This window comes from Brachybacterium sp. GCM10030267 (assembly GCF_042666875.1).
Classification (GTDB): domain Bacteria; phylum Actinomycetota; class Actinomycetes; order Actinomycetales; family Dermabacteraceae; genus Brachybacterium.
Genome location: NZ_JBHTCX010000017.1, coordinates 352,086 through 370,044, shown reverse-complemented (window position 1 = coordinate 370,044; position 17,959 = coordinate 352,086). Strand labels below are relative to the sequence as shown.

Genomic DNA, 17,959 nt, shown 5'->3' with positions numbered 1-17,959 from the left:
GCCCTCGATCTCCTGCCGCCCTCGTGACCTCGGACCCGGACCGCTCCGCACGCCCGGCCGCCTCGATGCCGCTCGAGGCGGCCGAGGGCGTGACCGGCGCGCCCCCGCGCGCGAAGCGCCGTGGTGCCGGCCGGGACCTGCCGGCCGCGATCCTGGTCGGTCTCGGCCTCGGTGCGGCGCTGCTCGCGTCGCTGTTCGTCGTGCCCCAGGCCTTCCCGGTCCTGGTGGCGGTCACGATGGTGCTCGCCGTGCTCGAGCTGACCCGTGCCCTGGCTCAGGGCGGTCTGCGGGTCGCGGCAGTGCCGCTGCTGGTCGGCGTGATCGGCATGGTGGTCTCCACCGTCGTGTTCGAGGTCGAGGGGCTGCTGGTGTCCACGGCCGTCGCGGTGTGCGTGCTGATCGTGTGGCGGGCCTCGGAGTCGATGGGCCTGACCGCGCTGCGGGACGTCGCCGGGGGAGTGTTCGCCCTGGCCTGGGTCTCCTTCCTGGGCTGCTTCACCCTGCTGCTGTTCGGTCTGGACCAGGGGCCGCTGCTGGTGCTGCTGGCCGTGCTGGGACCGGTGGGCAACGACGTCGGCGGCTACGTCAGCGGCGTCCTGTTCGGGTCGCATCCCATGGCCCCGGGCATCAGCCCCAAGAAGAGCTGGGAGGGGTTCGCCGGTTCGCTCATCCTGGGCACCGCGGCGGTCACGGCCGTCGGATCGTTCGGCCTGGGTCTGCCATGGTGGACGGGCGTGATCCTCGGCGTGGTCCTGGTGATCGTCTCCACCTGCGGTGATCTCGCCGAGTCCCTCCTCAAGCGTGACCTGGGGATCAAAGACATGGGCCATCTGCTTCCCGGCCACGGGGGCGTGCTGGATCGGGTCGATTCCGTCCTGCTCGCCGCCCCCACCACCTACGTCATGCTGGAGGTCCTGCTGCCATGAACACGAACACCGACCCGGCCGAACTCCCTGATCTCTCCCGCGAGGCCGTGCCCGGCGAGAAGGTCGCCCTGGCGCCCGGGCAGCTCCAGCTGCGTCCCACGCGCCGGGGCAAGCCGCCATCGCACCTGGCCGATCTCACCCTGGCCGAGCGCATCGCCGCCGTCGAGGAGATGGGGCTGCCCGGCTTCCGCGCCAAGCAGCTCTCGGTCCACTACTTCGAGCACTTCACCACCGATCCCGCGGACCTCACCGACCTGCCCAAGGACCGCCGCGAGGAACTCGTCGAACGCTTCTTCCCGCAGCTGCTGACGGTGGTCTCGAGGCAGTCCGCCGACCACGGCGCCACCCAGAAGTTCCTGTGGAAGCTGTTCGACGGCTCCATGGTCGAGTCGGTGCTGATGCGCTACAGCGACCGCGTGACCCTGTGCATCTCCTCCGAGGCCGGCTGCGGGATGAACTGCCCCTTCTGCGCCACCGGGCAGATGGGCCTGACCCGCAACCTCTCGACCGCCGAGATCCTCGAGCAGGTGCGCATCGCCAATCAGCTGCTCGCTGGCGGCGAACTGCCCGGCGGCCCCGGCCGCGTCTCGAACGTCGTGTTCATGGGGATGGGAGAGCCGCTGGCGAACTACCGGCCCGTGGCGACCGTGTGCCGGCGCCTGAACGCCCCCGCCCCGGAGGGCTTCGGCATGGGGGCGCGCCACATCACCGTCTCCACCGTCGGCCTCGCCCCCGCCGTGCGCAAGCTGACCGCCGAGAAGATCCCGCTGACTCTCGCCGTCTCCCTGCACGCCCCGGACGACGCGCTGCGCAACGAGCTGGTCCCGATCAACACCCGCTTCGACGTCGACGAGATCCTCGAGGCGGCCCACGACTACTTCGAGACCACGGGCCGGCGCGTCAGCATCGAATACGCCCTGATCCGCGACATCAACGATCAGGCGCACCGCGCCCAGCTGCTGGCGGATCGGCTGATCGCGCACGGCGGCGCCCACTGGGTCCACGTCAACCCGATCCCTCTGAACCCGGTCAAGGGCTCGAAGTGGACCGCGTCGGATCCGTTCGTGGAGAAGCAGTTCGTCCAGACCCTGCGGGACAACGGGATCTCGGCGACCATCCGGGACACCCGTGGCTCGGACATCGACGGAGCCTGCGGCCAGCTCGCCGCAGAGGTCATCGAGACCGACGTGCACCGGGAGGACCGTGAGGCCCGGGTCGCCCGCGTCGAGGCCGTCGCCGGCGGCGCCCAGTGATCGCGGCGCCGACGTCCACGAACCCCACCGCCCACGCCGCTACAGTGGGACACCGACAGCACCGAGGAAGGATCCACTGGTGAGCACATCGTTCGAGCGTGTCTCTCGCTTCAGCGTCGGATACGACATGCGCGAGGTCGACGAGTTCCTCGCCCGCGCCCGCACCGCCTACGAGGGGTGCGATCCCGGCTTCAGCGGAGCGGACATCACCTCGGCCAGCTTCGGCACCGAGCGCGGCGGCTATGACATGCGCGTGGTCGACGAGGCCCTGGACCGTCTCTCGGACGCCTTCGCCCTGCAGGCCAGGGACGACGCCATCGCCGAGAAGGGCGAGGACGTCTGGGTCGCCCAGCTCACCGAACGCGCCGAGATGCTCAAGGAGCGCCTGGAGCGTCCCGCCGGGGAGCGGTTCGCACCGGCGCCCCAGGGGGAGCCGGCCTACGATCGGGCCGACGTCGACGCGCTGTGCGATCAGCTGGTCGCCTACTTCACCGACGGGCTGCCGATGAGCGTGGACGACGTGCGTCGTGCCGCCTTCCGCCGTCGCCGTGGCCCGGACGGATACCGGGAGGCCGTGGTCGACGTCTACCTGGACCACGTCGCGGACGTGATGGCCTCCGTGCCGTGACCGGGGGCCCCGCCCGTCGGCTCGTGCTGCTCGGGGCCACCGGCTCCATCGGCACCCAGACCCTGGCGGTCATCTCCCGCTACCCGGACCTCGCCCAGGTCCACGGCCTCGCCGTCGGCGGCTCGCGGCCCGAGCTGGTCGCCGAACAGGTCCTCGCCCACCGCCCCGAGCGGCTCGTGGTCTCCGATCCGGACCGCGCCGAGGGCGTCGAGCGCGCCGTGACCTCCGCCTGCCGGACGGCGGGAATCTCCGCTCCCCGCCTCGAGAGCGGCCAGGGCGCCGTGGCCCACCTGGCGGGGAGCCTCGGCGAGGGCGACGTGGTCCTCAACGCCGTGACCGGGTCCGTCGGCCTGCTGCCCACCCTCGCCGCCCTCGCCTCCGGAGCCCGGCTGGCCCTGGCCAACAAGGAATCCCTCGTCGTCGGCGGTGAGCTCGTCACTCGGGCCGCGGCCCCCGGCCAGATCCTCCCCGTCGACTCCGAGCACACCGCGATCGCCCAGGCCCTGGCGGGGGTCCGCCCCGAGCAGGTCGACCGCCTCGTGGTCACCGCCTCCGGCGGCCCCTTCCGCGGCCGTACCCGGTCGCAGCTCGAAGGGGTCACTCCCGAGCAGGCCCTCACCCACCCCACCTGGGCGATGGGCCCCGTGATCACCACCAACTCCGCGACGCTGGTCAACAAGGCGCTCGAGGTCATCGAGGCGTGCCTGCAGTTCGACCTGCCGGAGGACCGCGTGGACGTCGTCGTCCATCCGCAGTCGATCGTGCACTCCATGGCGACGCTGGTCGACGGGTCCACCATCGCCCAGGCGAGCCCCCCGGACATGAGCCACGCGATCGGCTGGGCGCTCGCACACCCGGAGAAGCTGCCGGGGCTGGCTGCTCCGCTCGACTTCTCCACCGCCCAGTCCTGGACCTTCGAACCGGTCGACGAGGACACCTTCCCGGCGATCACCGTCGCCCGCGCCGCCCACCGCGAGGGCGGAGGAGCGATGGCCGCGTACAACGCCGCCAACGAGGAGGCCGTCAGCGCGTTCCTGGAGGGACGGCTGACCTTCCTGGGGATCACCGAGCTGATCACCTCCGTGCTCGCGCACCCGCTGCGTCCGCAGGCGACGCCGAGCGGAGGCGTCGAGGGCGTCCTGGCCGTGGAGGCCTGGGCTCGCGCCGCCGCACGGGAGCTGATCGAGGGCAGCGGAGGATGAGCGGCGCCCTGCTGTTCATCGTCGGCGTCCTGGTCGTCGCCGCCGGCCTCGCGATCTCCATCGCCCTGCACGAAGTGGGCCACCTGCTTCCGGCCAAGCTGTTCGGCGTCCGGGTGACCCAGTACATGATCGGCTTCGGGCCGACGGTCTTCTCCCGCACCCGCGGCGAGACCGAATACGGGCTCAAGGCGATCCCGCTGGGCGGGTACATCCGCATGATCGGGATGTTCCCGCCGCACAAGGGGGAGCCGGAGGGCACGATCCGGGAGGACTCCACCGGGCTCGTCCAGCAGATGGCGCAGATGTCGCAGGAGGCCAAGGAGTACGAGGCCTCCCAGTACGGACCCGAGGACGCCCACCGCACCTTCGTGGCCCTCTCGGTGCCCAAGAAGCTGGTGGTGATGCTCGGCGGGCCCGCCATGAACCTGCTGATCTCCGTGGTGCTGATGGCGGTGATGGTCACCGGGATCGGCCTGCCCGCCATCACCCCGACCGTCGACACCGTCTCCGAGTGCGTGGTCCCTGCCGATGCTCCGGCCGACGCGAGCTGCGAGGGCAGGCCCGAGGCCCCGGCCCTCGCGGCCGGTATCCGGCCCGGCGACACCCTGCGTGAGATCGACGGCCACGAGATCGAGACCTGGTCCGACGTGACCTCAGCGGTCCGCGCCAGCGGCGACCGCACCGTGCCCGTCGTCATCGAGCGCGACGGCGAGATCCTCACCCTCGAGGCCACCCCGATCGTGGACGCGCGGCCGGTGCTGGACGAGGACGGCTCCGCGGTCTACGACGAGGACGGGGATCTGGTCACCGAGCAGGTCGGCTTCCTCGGCGTCTCCGGCACCCGGGAACTGGTCCCCCAGTCCCCGGCCGTCGTGCCCGAGATGGCGTGGTCCGCCTTCACCCGCACCGGGGCGCTGATCCTCACCCTGCCCGTGCGGCTCTACGAGGTGGCCCAGGCGGCCTTCGGCAGCGCCGAGCGGGACCCCGACGGCCCTCTCGGCGTGGTCGGGGTCTCTCGACTTGCCGGCGAGGTCGCCTCCGCCGACCAGCCCGGGTTCGAGCTGCGCGAGAAGACCGGGACCATGATCTCGATGCTCGCCTCCCTGAACATGGCGCTGTTCGTGTTCAACCTGGTGCCGCTGCTTCCGCTGGACGGCGGCCATGTGGCCGGAGCCCTGGTCGAAGGCATCCGGCGCCTGCTGGCACGGCTGCGCGGGAGAGCGGACCCGGGGCCGGTGGACATGTCACGGCTGCTGCCGCTGACCAACGCGGTCGCGATCGCCTTCATCCTCATGACGGTGCTGCTGCTCTACGCGGACATCGTCGAGCCCATCACGCTGTTCCCCTGAGGGGCGGCGGGGCTCCGCGGTGCGCGGCGGGCTCGTGCAGGTGCGGTGGAGGTGTCATAGCTCGCCTTCCACCTCTGCCGCAGGAGTCCATAATGGAGGAGTGACTTCAGTGAGCCTCGGGATCCCGTCCGTCAAGCAGCCGCCGACGGTGCTCGCACCGCGCCGGAAGACGCGCAAGGTCAAACTCGGCAGCACGTACGTCGGCGGTGACGCGCCGATCACCGTGCAGTCGATGACCACCACGCCGACGCACGACATCAACGCCACCCTCCAGCAGATCGCGGAGCTGACCGCCGCCGGCTGCGACATCGTGCGCGTGGCCTGCCCGCGCCAGGAGGATGCCGATGCGCTGCCCGCGATCGCGGCGAAGTCCCAGATCCCGGTGATCGCCGACATCCACTTCCAGCCCAAGTACGTCTTCGCCGCCATCGAGGCGGGCTGCGCGGGAGTCCGCGTGAACCCCGGCAACATCCGTCGCTTCGACGACCAGGTGGGCGACATCGCCGCCGCCGCGAAGGAGCACGGCACGGCTCTGCGCATCGGCGTCAACGCCGGCAGCATCGACAAGCGCATGATGACCGGTGACCGCGTCACCCCCGAGGCGCTCGTGGAATCCGCGGTGTGGGAGGCCTCCCTGTTCGAGGAACACGACTTCCACGACTTCGGCATCTCCGTGAAGCACAACGATCCGATCATCATGGTCGAGGCCTACCGCCAGCTCTCCGAGCGCGGCGACTGGCCGCTGCACCTCGGGGTCACCGAGGCCGGCCCCGCCTTCCAGGGAACCGTCAAGTCCTCCGTGGCCTTCGGCATCCTGCTCGGCGAGGGCATCGGCGACACCATCCGCGTCTCCCTCTCGGCTCCGCCCGTGGAGGAGGTCAAGGTCGGCAACCAGATCCTGCAGTCGCTGAACCTCAAGCCCCGCAAGCTGGACATCGTCTCCTGCCCGTCCTGCGGCCGTGCCCAGGTCGACGTCTACTCGCTGGCCGACAAGGTCACCGAGGGCCTGAAGGATCTCGAGGTCCCCCTGCGCGTGGCCGTCATGGGCTGCGTCGTCAACGGGCCCGGCGAGGCCCGCGAGGCCGATCTCGGCGTGGCCTCCGGCAACGGCAAGGGTCAGATCTTCGTCAAGGGTGAGGTCATCAAGACCGTCCCTGAGGACGAGATCGTCGAGACCCTGCTGGCCGAGGCCAACCGGATCGCGGCCGAGGCCGACGGCGGGGAGGCCGTCGCCGCCGGGGCACCGACCGTCTCCGTCAGCTGAGCCCGCCGTGTTCCGGCGCGGAGGGCGGATCCGAGCGGTCCGCCCCAGCGGCATCGAGGTCGCTCTCGCGCATGCGCTCACCGATCCGGTGACCAACGCGCTCGCAGGGGCGAGGCTGCATGAGGTCGGCCGGACGCAGACGGTCTCCCAGGAGTTCTCCCTGGCCGGCGACGAGGACGCGCCCGTCGGCCTGCTGTGGCACGGGGTGAACCTGTCTCCGATGTCCGCGACGGACCTGGCGCTGGACGACTTCGGCCGGCACATGGCCGCCCGGTCGCGGCGAGCCAGCTCCGTGGTGGGTGACCGCGCCGCCGTCGAGAAGCTGTGGGCGCCGCTGTCCGCGGCCTGGGGGAGCGACGTCCGCGAGTACCGCTGGAGCCAGCCGCTGCTGGTGGCGGATGAGGCGACCGCGGCTACCTCCCCATCGGGTCTGCGCCCCGCACTGCCGGGGGAGGAGGACGCCGTCTTCCCTGCCGCCGTGGCGATGTTCCGCGAGGAGGTCGGGGTCGACCCGTTGCACGGCGATTCCGGACGCTCCTACCGGGCCCGCGTGGCCGCCCTGATCCGCCAGGGGCGCACCTATGTGGTCTTCGACGACTCCCGCGTGGTGTTCAAGGCCGACGTCGGCGCCCTGTTCGGTCCGGTCGCCCAGATCCACGGGGTGTGGGTGCGCCCCGGTCAGCGGGGCCGTGGCCTGGGCCGCGCGGCCATGGCGGATCTGGTCGATCAGGTGCGCCGCGACCATGCGGCGGAGGTCTCGCTGTACGTCAACGACTTCAACGAGCCCGCCCGGCGGGCCTATGCCGCCGCGGGGTTCCGGCAGGTCGGCGAGCTCACCACGATCCTGTTCTGAGCCGCCCCACTCGCCGTCCGAGCTCTCCGAGCGGTCAGAGCTCAGAGATAGATCGCCTGCTGCACCTCAGGGTCCTGGAGATTGGCGGCGTCGTACCAGAGGAACCCGGTGTCGATCATCGGCTCGATGCTCTCACCACGCACGGCGCTCAGCGCGGTACGCACGGTCAGGGCCCCCATGGTCTTCGGGTCCTGGGTGACGGCGCCCGCCATCTCCCCGGCCTCGATCGCCTCGACCTGGGCCCGGCCGGAGTCGAAACCGATCACCGCGAGATCGGTGGCACCGGATTCCTGGACGCCCTTGAGAATGCCGATCGCGGAGCCTTCATTGGTGCCGAACAGTCCGCGCAGCTCCGAGTTCGCGGTGACCAGGGAGCGGGCGATGTTCGCCGAGAGGGCTTGGTCGCCCTCCCCGTACTGGACCTCGAGCATCTCCACGTCCGGCCCGAACTCCTTCATGCCCTCGAGGAATCCGTCGCGCCGGTCGGTGCCGGACAGCGAGACCTGGTCGTGGGCGACGATGCCGACCTGGCCCTGCCCGCCGATCAGTTCGCTCATGTGCTTGGCGGCCTCCCGCGCCGCGGCCCGGTTGTCGGTGGCGACCGTGGAGACCGGGATGTCGGACTCCACCCCGGAGTCGAAGGCGACGACGGGGATGCCCTTGGCCCGGGCCTCCTCCAGCGCGGGGGCGGCCGCCCGGGAGTCCAGCGCCGCGATCCCGAGGGCGTCGGGGTTCCGCGTCACCGCGTTCTGCAGCATCGTGATCTGGGCCTCGATATCGGATTCGGACGGCGGGCCCTCGAAGGTCATCTCGACCCCCTGCTCCTCGGCCTCCGCCCGGGCACCGCGCCGCACGGCCTGCCAGAACTGGTGCTGGAAGCCCTTGGAGACCAGGGCGATGTGCCGGATGTCGTCGCGGCCGCCGCTGGTGCAGGCGGCCGCGGGCAGCAGCAGGCCGGTGGCCGCACCGGCGAGGACGGTTCTGCGGGTCGGCCTCATGACGCCCGCTCCGAACGCCTGCGCAGCCGGTCGATGAACACGGCCACGAGGATGACCGCTCCCAGCAGCACGTCCTGCCATTCCTGCGGGATCGAGAGGATCTGCAGTCCGTTGGTGAGCACGGAGATGATCAGGGCACCGATGACGGTGCCGACGATGGTGCCGCGGCCGCCGGAGAGCGACGTCCCGCCGATCACCACGGCGGCGATCGCATCGAGCTCATAGCCCATGCCCGTGGCCGGCTGCGCCGAGCCCAGCCGGGCCGAGATCATGACGCCCGCCAGTCCGGTGAACAGCCCGCCCACGACGTACACGATGATCAGCCACTTCTTGATCGGCACGCCGGCGAGGGCGGCGGCCTCCCGGTTGGAGCCGATGGCCATGGTGTACCGGCCCAGCAGCGTGCGCGACATGAGCACGGCGGCCACCACTGCCGCCACCAGCAGCACCAGCACGGCGTTGGGGATCGAGGGCAGGAGCGTGCCGGTGGAGAAGCCCATGTAGGCGGAGCTCTCGAAGTAGATCGGAGCGGCGCCGGAGACCACGAGGGCGAGTCCGGAGGCCACCATCATCATCGCCAGCGTCGCGATGAACGGTGGCAGATCCAGGACGGCGACATTGATGCCGTTGACCAGTCCGATGAGCCCACCGAACAGGATCGCCAGCACGATCCCGAGAGGCACGGGGATCCCCCAGTTCACGATGAACATGCCGCTCATCACGGCGCACAGGGCCATGCCCGTGCCGACGGAGAGGTCGATGCCGGCGGTGGAGATCACGAACGTGACGCCGAGGGCGAGCAGCCCGATCACGACCGTCGAGTACAGGATCGTGACCAGATTTCCCCAGGTGGGGAAGATGGCCGGGCTGGCGATGGAGAAGGCCACGAAGATCAGGGCCAGGGTTCCGGCCGCGAGCAGCTGTTGGAGCCGGTTCTTCAGGGCGGATCCGCGCTCGGCCGTGGTGGGCTCCGAACTCGTCCCGGCGGTGGTGGCGGTGCTCATCGTTCTCCTCGCTCTTCGCCGCCGCGCGGCGTCGTGACGGTCGGTTCAGGGGTGGTGGCCAGGGCCATGACGGATTCGGAATCGGCCTCATCGGCCTCCAGCACGCCGGTGACGCGGCCCTCGGCCATGACCACGACGCGGTGTGCCAGGCGCAGCACCTCCGGCAGCTCCGAGGAGATCACCACGATCGACTTGCCGGCGGCGGCCAGGTCCTGGAGCAGCTCGTAGATCTCCTCCTTGGCGCCGACGTCGATGCCGCGGGTGGGCTCGTCGACGATCAGCACGTCGCAGTCCTTGATCAACCACCGGCCCAGCACGACCTTCTGCTGGTTGCCGCCGGAGAGGTTCTTGACCTGCCGCTGCAGGTCAGGCGTCTTGATCCGCAGTCTCCGGCGCTGGTCCTCCGCGGCGTGGCGGGCAGCGCCGTCCCGGATGAAGCCGGCGCTGTGGAAGCGGTCGCCGAGGGCGGAGAGCTCCATGTTCTTCTGCACCGAGTGCTCCAGCAGCAGGCCGAGCTGCTTGCGGTCCTCGGGGAGGTAGCCGATCCCGTGCCGCGCGGCCTGGGCGGGGGAGCCGAAGTGCATCCGCCGGCCCCGATAGGTGATCGTCCCGGCCTGCCGGGGGAGCGATCCGATCAGCGCCCGGGCCATCTCCGTGCGGCCGGCACCCATGAGGCCCGCGACACCGAGGATCTCGCCCTCGCGCAGATCGAAGGAGACGTCCCTCACCAGGGGCAGGCTCCGGAGTCCGTCGGCCCGGAGGATGACGGGGCGATCGTGCCGCACGTCCTGTGGGCCGGTCTCGGCGGGAAGGGTGCGTCCGACCATCTTGGTGATGACGTCCTGGACGGAGGCCTCGGCCATGGGGAAGGTGTCGACGAACTCGCCGTCCCTGATGACCTGGACGCGATCGGCGATGCGCCCCAGCTCCTCCATCCGGTGGGAGATGTAGATGACGCCGGTCTCCGGCGTGATGAACCGCCGGACCAGCTCGTGCAGCGCGTCGGCCTCCCGCTCGGTGAGGGCGGCCGTCGGTTCGTCCATGATCAGCACCCGGGCGTCGTAGGAGAGCGCCTTGGCGATCTCGACCATCTGCTGCTCGGCCACGGAGAGCGAGGCGACGGGGGCGGAGGGATCCAGGGCCATCCCGAGGCGATCGAGCAGGTCCCGAGCTCGTGCGTGCAATCGCGACGGGCGGGTGAGGAACCTGCCGAGTACCGGTTCACGTCCGATGAAGATGTTCTGGGCGACGGTGAGGGCCGGCATCAGGTTCAGCTCCTGGTGGATGATCGCCAGTCCCTGCTCCGCGGCATCGCGCGGGCCTCGCACGGCCAGCGGGCGGCCGAGATACCGGAACTCACCGGCATCCGGCGCGTGGACGCCGGCCAGCAGCTTCATCAGCGTGGACTTGCCGGCTCCGTTCTCGCCGACGAGAGCGAGCACCTCGCCGGGGTGCAGCTCGAGATGCATCTCGGACAGGGCCCGTACACCGGGAAACGTCTTCACCGCCCCTCGGACCTCCAGGAGCGGCGGTCGGCTGCCGACAGTGTCGTCCCGCGCTCCGTGCGCAGTTGTCGAATCGTGGTCCACCAGCGTCATTGCCTCCGACCGGGGCGAGTGTCCTCGCTCTTACCCTCGTTGGTAATCGATTACACGCCCATGCTACGGACCGCGTCGTGTGTGTCAAGCAACGCCGGCCACGGGCCGTTCGGCGGTCCCCGATGGCACGCTGTGCAGGCGGTCAGCGGCACTCACCGGGCACGGCCCGATCGGGCGGATCAGGCACGGGCGAGCGCGTCGATGGTCAGCAGGACGTTGGCCGCGGTCCAGGCGAGCGGGGCCACAGCGGCGGGACGGCCGTCGAAGAGGACCTTCTCCGGCACGGAGCCGTCCAGGGTGCGGTGGGCGGCGACCCAGTGGAGGATCTCGCGGGCGCCATCGCGCTCGCCGGCGCGGGCCAGAGCGAGACCGAGCAGGCTCGTCGACGGTGTCCAGCTGATCCCGTCCTCGCGCCATGAGGCACCGGGGGCGATGCCTCCGGCGGGTCGGGCCAGGTCCGCCCGCAGCGAGCGCAGCTGCCGCGGCGCGACGAGCCCGTGGCACCCGGTCGCGTCGAGGAACGCCCGACCCGAGTCCGGCCCGCCGCCGCGCCGGTAGCGCTGGAAGCCACCGGCACCGAACGTGCTGGCCAGCAGGCTCGAGAAGGCGTCTGCGGCACGCAGTGCACGGTCCTCGCCGGTGAGCGTGCCGGCGGCCCGGAGGCCGGCGAGAGCGCTGGCCATGATCCCGATCGTCACGCGGCGCTCGGGCACCTCCCAGTAGTCGGGGGAGGCGGGAGGCATCCCCTCGCCGTCTCGGGTGGCGGTCAGCAGGATTCGCTGCGAGGTGCTGATGAGCCGGGAGAGCCGCTGGGCGATCTCGCCCCGGCGGGCCTCGCCGCCGGCGTCGGCGACCTCGGCCGCGGCCCAGAGCCCGAGCCCGGTGCCGTCGAACTGGCGCTCGCGGTCATCCGGTGCCCGGTCCGTGCCGGGGACGTAGCGAGCCTCGAACCAGGCCTCGGCGGGCTGGATCGACTGCAGGTGCTCGAGGATCCGCACGGCGTGGTCGACATGGCCGACCCTGGCCAGGGCGACGGCGCAGAAAGCCGCATCGCGCGGCCACACGTACCGCCAGTACGGGGTCCAGGCGGCCACCGGGGCCGGCAGGTCGTCGCAGAGCACCCACAGGTCAGCCAGAGCGGAACCGGCCAGATCGGCGATCTCCGCGGGGATCGATCCGTCGGCCTCCACGCGCGAGCGCCAGGGCGCGGTGACGCTCCAGAACTGCTCGGAGCGCTCCGCCGCCGCGGACCCTCCCGGCACGTCCGCGGTCAGACGCGTCCCGGGGCGCAGCGCGGCCTCGACGCCCGCTGCGCCCACGAGCACCCGCTGCCCGGTCGCGTCGTAGGCGACCGTCCCGGAGTACAGAGGGATGACGGTGCGCGGGTCGGCCGGGGGTCGGAGGACACGGTAGGCCTGATAACCGCCCGCGCCGAGGGTGCCGGCGGCGGCCAGGGCGCCGACGCCCCGCAGCAGGCGGCGACGGGACGGGACAGGAGGCAGGGCGAACGGCGAGCCGGGCTCTCGCGGTCCCGTTCCCGAGGGGCCGGTCGATGACGTCTCCATGGCTCACCTCCCTCTGCGAGCGCCGGCCCTCAGGGTACTGCGCGAGGTTCCGACCAGGCCGCTCGGGGCGGGGCGCCGCGCCCTGCCCAGTACCATGGGGCCCGCGTGCGCGGCCGGTGACGGCGGCGCCGACCCGCCCGTGTCGAAAGGCCTGCTCCATGATCCGTCTGTCGTCGTCGTTCGTCCGCACCCTGCGGGAGGATCCGGCCGACGCCGAGGTCGCCAGCCACAAGCTCCTCGTGCGCGCCGGCTACATCCGTCGCAGCGCCCCGGGCGTGTACACGTGGCTGCCGCTCGGGCTGAAGGTGCTGCGCAAGGTCGAGGCGATCGTGCGCGAGGAGCAGGAGGCGATCGGCGGGCAGGAGCTGATCTTCTCCGCACTGCAGCCGCGCGAGCCCTACGAGGCCACCGGTCGCTGGGAGGAGTACGGACCCACGCTGTTCCGTCTCCAGGATCGCAAGCAGGCCGACTACCTCCTCGCCCCCACGCACGAGGAGGCGTTCACGCTCACCGTGAAGGACCTGTACAACTCGTACAAGGATCTGCCGGCCATGCTGTTCCAGATCCAGACCAAGTACCGCGACGAGGCGCGTCCCCGCGCCGGCCTGCTGCGCACCCGCGAATTCATCATGAAGGACGCCTACTCCTTCGATATCGACGACGCCGGTCTGGATGCCTCCTACGAGAAGCAGCGCGGCGCCTACCAGCGCACCTTCGAGCGCCTCGGCCTGCCCACCGTGATCTGCCAGGCCGACGCCGGCGCGATGGGCGGCTCCCGCTCCGAGGAGTTCCTCCATCCCACTCCCGTCGGCGAGGACACCTTCGTGGTCTCCGACGGCGGCTACGCCGCGAACGTCGAGGCCGTCACCACCCCGGCGCCGCCCGCTCTGGACGAGGCCGAGATCGCCGCCCTGCCCGCCATGCATGTCGAGGACACCCCGGGGGCGAACACCATCGCCGCGCTCACCGACTTCTCGAACCAGGCGTTCCCCGGCAAGGGGCCGACCACACAGTCGGGGGAGTGGACGCGCTACGAGATGCTCAAGCACCTCGTCTACCGTCTCACCTTCCCCGACGGCTCCACCGAGCCGCTGGTGATCGCGCTGCCGGGAGACCGGGAGGTCGACGAGAAGCGGCTCGAGGCCGCGGTGGCCCCCGCCATCGCCGTCCCCTTCACGGACGAGGACTTCGCCGCGCACCCGGTGCTGGCCAAGGGCTACATCGGTCCCGAGGGGCTGGGGCTCGGATCCGCCTCGAAGATCCGCTACCTCGTCGATCCTCGCGTGGTGCCGGGCACCTCCTGGGTCGCGGGCGCCGGCGAGCAGGGCAAGCACGTCTACGACCTCGTCTTCGGCCGGGACTTCCACGCCGACGGCACCATCGAGGCCGCCGAGATCCGCGACGGCGATCCGGCTCCCGACGGGTCCGGCCCGATGCGCCTGACGCGCGGCATGGAGATGGGGCACATCTTCCAGCTCGGCCGCAAGTACGCCGAGGCGCTGGATCTCCGGGTGCTCGACGAGAACGGCAAGACGGCGGTGGTCACCATGGGCTCCTACGGCATCGGCGTCACCCGCGCCGTGGCCGCCATCGCCGAGCTCTGCCACGATGAGAAGGGCCTGGTGTGGCCGCGGACGGTGGCGCCGGCCGACGTGCACGTCATGGCCACCGGCAAGGACCCGGCGATCGCCGAGGAGGCCGAGCGGATCGCGAGCGAGCTCGAGGCCCGCGGACTCGAGGTGCTCTACGACGACCGTCCCAAGGTGTCCCCGGGCGTGAAGTTCAAGGACGCCGAGATGCTGGGCCTGCCCACCTCCGTGGTGGTCGGCAAGGGCCTGGCCAGCGGCGTCGTCGAGGTCCGCGACCGCGCGAGCGGGGCCGTCGACGAGATCGCTCCGCACAGCGTCGTCGAGACGGTGGTCGGGATCGTCCGGGAGGGCTGAGCCCCGCCGGGCCTCAGCCGCCGTCGCTGACGGGCGCCTCCTCGACGCGCACCCCGGGCAGGGGCTCGAGGCTCTCGGTCCTGCCGACCAGGACGTCGGCCTCCTCCATCGCGGCGAGGATGGACAGGGGGCGGCGGGCGAACGGGGCGGCCCCGACCAGGGAGACGTGGTCCACGAGCAGTCCGCGCGCCAGCAGCGCGGGCAGCTGACCGGCCGTGCGGTCGTCCAGGGTCCCGCCGGGCAGGGCGTAGACCGCCTGGCGCCCCACCACGGGACAGCCGTCCTCCTCGGCGATGGCCCCGAGGTCCCCGGCACGCGTCCGATGGCGCTCTGCCAGCGTCAGGTGCCACTGGCGATCCTCACCCTCGCTGCGGGCGGCGAGCACCTCGTGGACGTAGCCCGCGTACCACTCCTCCTGCTGGGCGCGCTCGATGCTCGAGTGGTAGTCCGTCTCCGCGCCGATCGACGGCGGATCGGTCTCCGGGACCTCACGGCCGGGCACGATCTCCTCGGCCGCAGGCAGTGCCGGGACCTCGCCCGCATCGGCGGCCAGGTGGAGCCGTCGCACGCTCCACTCGGTGTGGGCGGCGATCGCGGCGACCGGCCGGGCGAGGGACCCGGAGATCTGCCGGGAGGCGCTGGTCGCCAGGGACCGCAGCTCCACCAGGGTGTCGACCAGGCCGGCGGCGTCGGTCGGGGCATCAGCGGGCGGAGGGGCCGACGTCTGCCCCGGGGCGGGATCACTCGCCGCCTCCTGCTCCCGCTCGTACTGGGCGCCCGTGAGCAGTCCGGTGCGCTGGGCCGGCAGGGCGGCGGTCAGCTCTCCCAGGGCGTCCGAGAGCGCGGGGTCGGAGGGCGCTGCGCCGCCGACCAGGGCGTCGGTCCCCGCGATCGCCCGGTCCAGCACGGCGATCAGGTCGGTGCGGTAGAGATCGTCGATCCCCGGCGGCGGGGGCGTGTAGGTCGCGGGCCCGCCGATCCGTATCGGCCCGCAGCCTGCCAGTCCGGCCGGCACCGCCAGCGCGAGGGCGGCCGCGCCGCCCGCCATCAGCACCCCGCGCCGGGTGAGGGCGCTCGGTGCCGGACGCGGGTCGCGGGGAAGGATCACAGGAGGATTCTCGCATCGGAGCCCTCCCTGGAGGCACCGGCGGCGTGCGGACACTATCCTGGGTCCATCCCTGCCGCGCGGTACATCGTGCGGCAGGCACAGGTACCCATAGGCAGGAGGAGGTGAGCGAGCGATGAGCGCCCTCGATGGTCCCCCGGACCACACCATCCTGCGGGAGACCGCCGGTCGGGTTCTGGCAGCCCACGATCTCGTGCTCGAGGACATCGTGATCACGGGCGGCAGCGGCACGGCGGAGGTCCGCCTCGTCGTGGACCTGCCCGAGGATCAGCTGGGCAGCGCCGACCTCGACACCGTCGCCCGGGCCTCGAGCGAGCTCTCGGAGCTGATCGACGCCGATGACTCCCTGCTCGGTCCTGATCCCGCCGTCCTGGAGGTCACGACGCCCGGTGTGGACCGGGAGCTCACCGCCCCGCGGCACTTCCGTCGTTCGCGCGGCCGGCTACTGAGCCTGACGAAGTCCGACGGGACGCAGCTGCGCGCGCGCCTGCTCGCGGTCACCGCCGAGAACACCCTGCGGCTGCGCCAGGAACCGGGCCGCGACGACCGCGGCCGCCCGAAGCGGCGCGCCCCCGGAACCACGGAACGACTGGACATCCCGGTCCAGGACGTCGCCTCCGCGCGTGTGGAAGTCGAGTTCGATCCACCCGCCGACCTCGCGCAGCTGCTCGCTGACGCGGACCCGACCTCCCCGAAGGAGAGCTGAGATGGACATCGACATGGGTGCCCTGCGCGCGCTCGAGCGCGAGCGCGACATCCGCCTGCCCGTCCTGCTCGAAGCGATCCGCTCGGCGCTGCACGCCGCCTACCTCCACACCGATCACCCGGTGCGCGAGTCAGAGGTGATCATCGACGAGAGCACCGGCGAGGTCGCCGTCATCGCCCGCGAGCTCGACAGCGAGGGCAACATCGTCGAGGAGTGGGACGACACCCCCGAGAACTTCGGGCGCGTGGCCGCCTCCACCGCCCGCCAGGTCATCTTCCAGCGCATCCGCGACCTGGAGGACGAAGCCGTGCTCGGCGAGTACGCCGACCGGGCCGACGACATCGTCTCCGGCATCATCCAGCAGGGGCGCGACCCCCGCATGGTGCTGGTCGACCTCGGCGAGGTCGAGGCCGTGCTGCCTCCGCACGAGCGCGTCCCGGGCGAGGACTACTCGCACGGGCGCCGGCTGCGGGCCTACGTCACCGAGGCGCGACGGGGCCCCAAGGGGCCGCAGATCACGCTGTCGCGCTCGCATCCCAACCTCGTGCGCCGGCTGTTCTCGCTCGAGGTCCCCGAGGTCGCCGACGGCACGGTGGAGATCACCGGCCTCGCCCGCGAGGCCGGCCACCGCACCAAGATGGCGGTCCATGCGAAGGCTCCCGGGATCAACGCCAAGGGCGCCTGCATCGGCCCCATGGGCGCCCGGGTCCGCGCGGTGATGAGCGAGCTGGGCGGGGAGAAGATCGACATCGTCGACTTCGACGAGGACCCCGCGACCTTCGTCGCCAACGCCCTCTCACCCTCGAAGGTCTCCAGCGTGACCGTCATCGACGAGGTGGGCCGGGCCGTGCGAGCCGTCGTCCCGGCCGGCCAGTTCTCGCTCGCCATCGGCAAGGACGGGCAGAACGCGCGTCTCGCGGCGAAGCTCACCGGATGGAAGATCGATATCCACACCGACGAGGAGCAGGAGCCCCGGATCGCCACGGCGGAAGGCTGAGACCACGCCCGACGACGGGTGAGGTGTGTGCCACGCCTCGCGGGTACGGCTGATCCCGGGCGTGTCCGCTAGACTGGCCAGGCTGTTCGCCCAGTGGTGAGCGATCGATGAGCGGGTGCTGAGCCTCCCACCGGTCGCCGGCCCCCAGGCGGACTCGCTCGGAACGGAGGTGAAGGCGTGGTCGCCCACTCCGCACCTCATCGCCCCGAGCGCACGTGCGTCGGCTGCCGCCAGGTGGCCCCGCGCGAGCAGCTGGTGCGCCTGGTCCGGGAGCCTGCTCCCGACGGTGCCGCTCCACGCGTCCGCGTCGACCCCACCGGGTCGGCACCCGGTCGCGGGTCGTGGCTCCACCCCGACGCAGCATGCCTCGACCTCGCCCTGCGGCGAGGCGGCTTCGCCCGGTCCTTCCGCGGCGCGGTCGACACCGGGCTGATACCCCGGGATCTCGAGAACTTCGATACCCCCCGAACGTGGAACAGGTAGAAGAACCCATGGACATCCGATGAGTACTCGCTCATGAGCACCCTCAGGAATTAATGGTCCGCGC

At 71.6% G+C, this 17,959-nt stretch carries 16 protein-coding genes; 11 read left to right on the top strand and 5 right to left on the bottom strand.

From position 1 onward, the window contains the following. The first annotated feature begins 23 nt into the window (after window positions 1–23). The 7 genes from ACFQS2_RS16200 to ACFQS2_RS16170 all read left to right on the top strand — a co-directional run bounded on the left by ACFQS2_RS16200 (window position 24) and on the right by ACFQS2_RS16170 (window position 7,475). A complete protein-coding gene (locus tag ACFQS2_RS16200; RefSeq protein ID WP_377794422.1) occupies window positions 24–926 on the top strand; it encodes a phosphatidate cytidylyltransferase in 903 nt (300 codons plus the stop codon). Next, on the top strand, window positions 923–2,179 hold the full coding sequence (gene rlmN, locus ACFQS2_RS16195; RefSeq protein WP_377020364.1) for a 23S rRNA (adenine(2503)-C(2))-methyltransferase RlmN: 1,257 nt from the start codon (window positions 923–925) through the stop codon (window positions 2,177–2,179). Before ACFQS2_RS16200 ends, rlmN begins: the two co-directional genes overlap by 4 nt. A 79-nt stretch (window positions 2,180–2,258) precedes the next feature. Continuing rightward, window positions 2,259–2,807, top strand: a complete 549-nt coding sequence (locus ACFQS2_RS16190) for a DivIVA domain-containing protein (RefSeq protein WP_377794420.1) — start codon at window positions 2,259–2,261, stop codon at window positions 2,805–2,807. Further along, entirely contained in the window at window positions 2,804–4,009 is a 1,206-nt protein-coding gene (dxr, locus tag ACFQS2_RS16185) for a 1-deoxy-D-xylulose-5-phosphate reductoisomerase (protein WP_377794419.1), read from the top strand. The genes ACFQS2_RS16190 and dxr overlap by 4 nt, the downstream gene beginning before the upstream one ends. Further along, the gene (locus tag ACFQS2_RS16180; protein WP_377794418.1) at window positions 4,006–5,358 is read left to right on the top strand and encodes a M50 family metallopeptidase; all 1,353 of its coding nucleotides are present in this window, start codon (window positions 4,006–4,008) and stop codon (window positions 5,356–5,358) included. The genes dxr and ACFQS2_RS16180 overlap by 4 nt, the downstream gene beginning before the upstream one ends. A 100-nt stretch (window positions 5,359–5,458) precedes the next feature. After that, window positions 5,459–6,622, top strand: a complete 1,164-nt coding sequence (ispG, locus tag ACFQS2_RS16175; RefSeq protein ID WP_377020368.1) for a flavodoxin-dependent (E)-4-hydroxy-3-methylbut-2-enyl-diphosphate synthase — start codon at window positions 5,459–5,461, stop codon at window positions 6,620–6,622. A 7-nt stretch (window positions 6,623–6,629) separates the two neighbouring features. Then, on the top strand, window positions 6,630–7,475 hold the full coding sequence (locus tag ACFQS2_RS16170; RefSeq protein ID WP_377794417.1) for a GNAT family N-acetyltransferase: 846 nt from the start codon (window positions 6,630–6,632) through the stop codon (window positions 7,473–7,475). A gap of 41 nt (window positions 7,476–7,516) precedes the next feature. Here the strand turns inward: ACFQS2_RS16170 and ACFQS2_RS16165 are convergent, their stop codons facing one another. The 4 genes from ACFQS2_RS16165 to ACFQS2_RS16150 form a co-directional block, all read right to left on the bottom strand. After that, window positions 7,517–8,473 (bottom strand): ABC transporter substrate-binding protein, encoded by a 957-nt coding sequence (locus ACFQS2_RS16165; RefSeq protein ID WP_377020371.1) that lies wholly within the window; start codon window positions 8,471–8,473, stop codon window positions 7,517–7,519. Continuing rightward, window positions 8,470–9,477, bottom strand: coding sequence for an ABC transporter permease (locus tag ACFQS2_RS16160; protein ID WP_377794416.1), 1,008 nt, complete (start codon window positions 9,475–9,477; stop codon window positions 8,470–8,472). Before ACFQS2_RS16160 ends, ACFQS2_RS16165 begins: the two co-directional genes overlap by 4 nt. After that, window positions 9,474–10,982, bottom strand: coding sequence for a sugar ABC transporter ATP-binding protein (locus tag ACFQS2_RS16155; protein WP_377794415.1), 1,509 nt, complete (start codon window positions 10,980–10,982; stop codon window positions 9,474–9,476). Before ACFQS2_RS16155 ends, ACFQS2_RS16160 begins: the two co-directional genes overlap by 4 nt. Before the next feature lie 272 nt (window positions 10,983–11,254). After that, window positions 11,255–12,640, bottom strand: coding sequence for a hypothetical protein (locus ACFQS2_RS16150; RefSeq protein ID WP_377794414.1), 1,386 nt, complete (start codon window positions 12,638–12,640; stop codon window positions 11,255–11,257). 158 nt (window positions 12,641–12,798) lie between these two features. Between ACFQS2_RS16150 and ACFQS2_RS16145 the strand changes: the two genes are divergently transcribed. Then, window positions 12,799–14,583 carry a proline--tRNA ligase gene (locus ACFQS2_RS16145; protein ID WP_377794413.1) on the top strand — a complete coding sequence of 595 codons (1,785 nt, stop codon included), beginning with the start codon at window positions 12,799–12,801 and terminating at the stop codon, window positions 14,581–14,583. A gap of 13 nt (window positions 14,584–14,596) precedes the next feature. On the opposite strand, the gene ACFQS2_RS16140 is transcribed toward ACFQS2_RS16145, so the two are convergent. Then, window positions 14,597–15,691 (bottom strand): DUF4439 domain-containing protein, encoded by a 1,095-nt coding sequence (locus tag ACFQS2_RS16140; protein ID WP_377794412.1) that lies wholly within the window; start codon window positions 15,689–15,691, stop codon window positions 14,597–14,599. A 133-nt stretch (window positions 15,692–15,824) separates the two neighbouring features. Between ACFQS2_RS16140 and rimP the strand changes: the two genes are divergently transcribed. The 3 genes from rimP (at window position 15,825) to ACFQS2_RS16125 (ending at window position 17,895) form a co-directional block, all read left to right on the top strand. After that, window positions 15,825–16,415 (top strand): ribosome maturation factor RimP, encoded by a 591-nt coding sequence (rimP, locus tag ACFQS2_RS16135; protein ID WP_377794411.1) that lies wholly within the window; start codon window positions 15,825–15,827, stop codon window positions 16,413–16,415. A gap of 1 nt (window position 16,416) precedes the next feature. Then, on the top strand, window positions 16,417–17,412 hold the full coding sequence (nusA, locus tag ACFQS2_RS16130) for a transcription termination factor NusA (protein ID WP_377020378.1): 996 nt from the start codon (window positions 16,417–16,419) through the stop codon (window positions 17,410–17,412). Between the two features lie 177 nt (window positions 17,413–17,589). Next, window positions 17,590–17,895, top strand: a complete 306-nt coding sequence (locus tag ACFQS2_RS16125; RefSeq protein WP_377020379.1) for a YlxR family protein — start codon at window positions 17,590–17,592, stop codon at window positions 17,893–17,895. Window positions 17,896–17,959: the final 64 nt, after the last annotated feature.

Excerpts from the sequence above, each read along its gene's own strand:
- rlmN (WP_377020364.1), top strand. The coding sequence starts at position 923 with ATGAACACGAACACCGACCCGGCCGAACTCCCTGATCTCTCCCGCGAG.
- ACFQS2_RS16180 (WP_377794418.1), top strand. The coding sequence starts at position 4,006 with ATGAGCGGCGCCCTGCTGTTCATCGTCGGCGTCCTGGTCGTCGCCGCC.
- ACFQS2_RS16165 (WP_377020371.1), bottom strand. The coding sequence starts at position 8,473 with ATGAGGCCGACCCGCAGAACCGTCCTCGCCGGTGCGGCCACCGGCCTG.
- ACFQS2_RS16160 (WP_377794416.1), bottom strand. The coding sequence starts at position 9,477 with ATGAGCACCGCCACCACCGCCGGGACGAGTTCGGAGCCCACCACGGCC.
- ACFQS2_RS16150 (WP_377794414.1), bottom strand. The coding sequence starts at position 12,640 with ATGGAGACGTCATCGACCGGCCCCTCGGGAACGGGACCGCGAGAGCCC.
- ACFQS2_RS16145 (WP_377794413.1), top strand. The coding sequence starts at position 12,799 with ATGATCCGTCTGTCGTCGTCGTTCGTCCGCACCCTGCGGGAGGATCCG.
- rimP (WP_377794411.1), top strand. The coding sequence starts at position 15,825 with ATGAGCGCCCTCGATGGTCCCCCGGACCACACCATCCTGCGGGAGACC.
- nusA (WP_377020378.1), top strand. The coding sequence starts at position 16,417 with ATGGACATCGACATGGGTGCCCTGCGCGCGCTCGAGCGCGAGCGCGAC.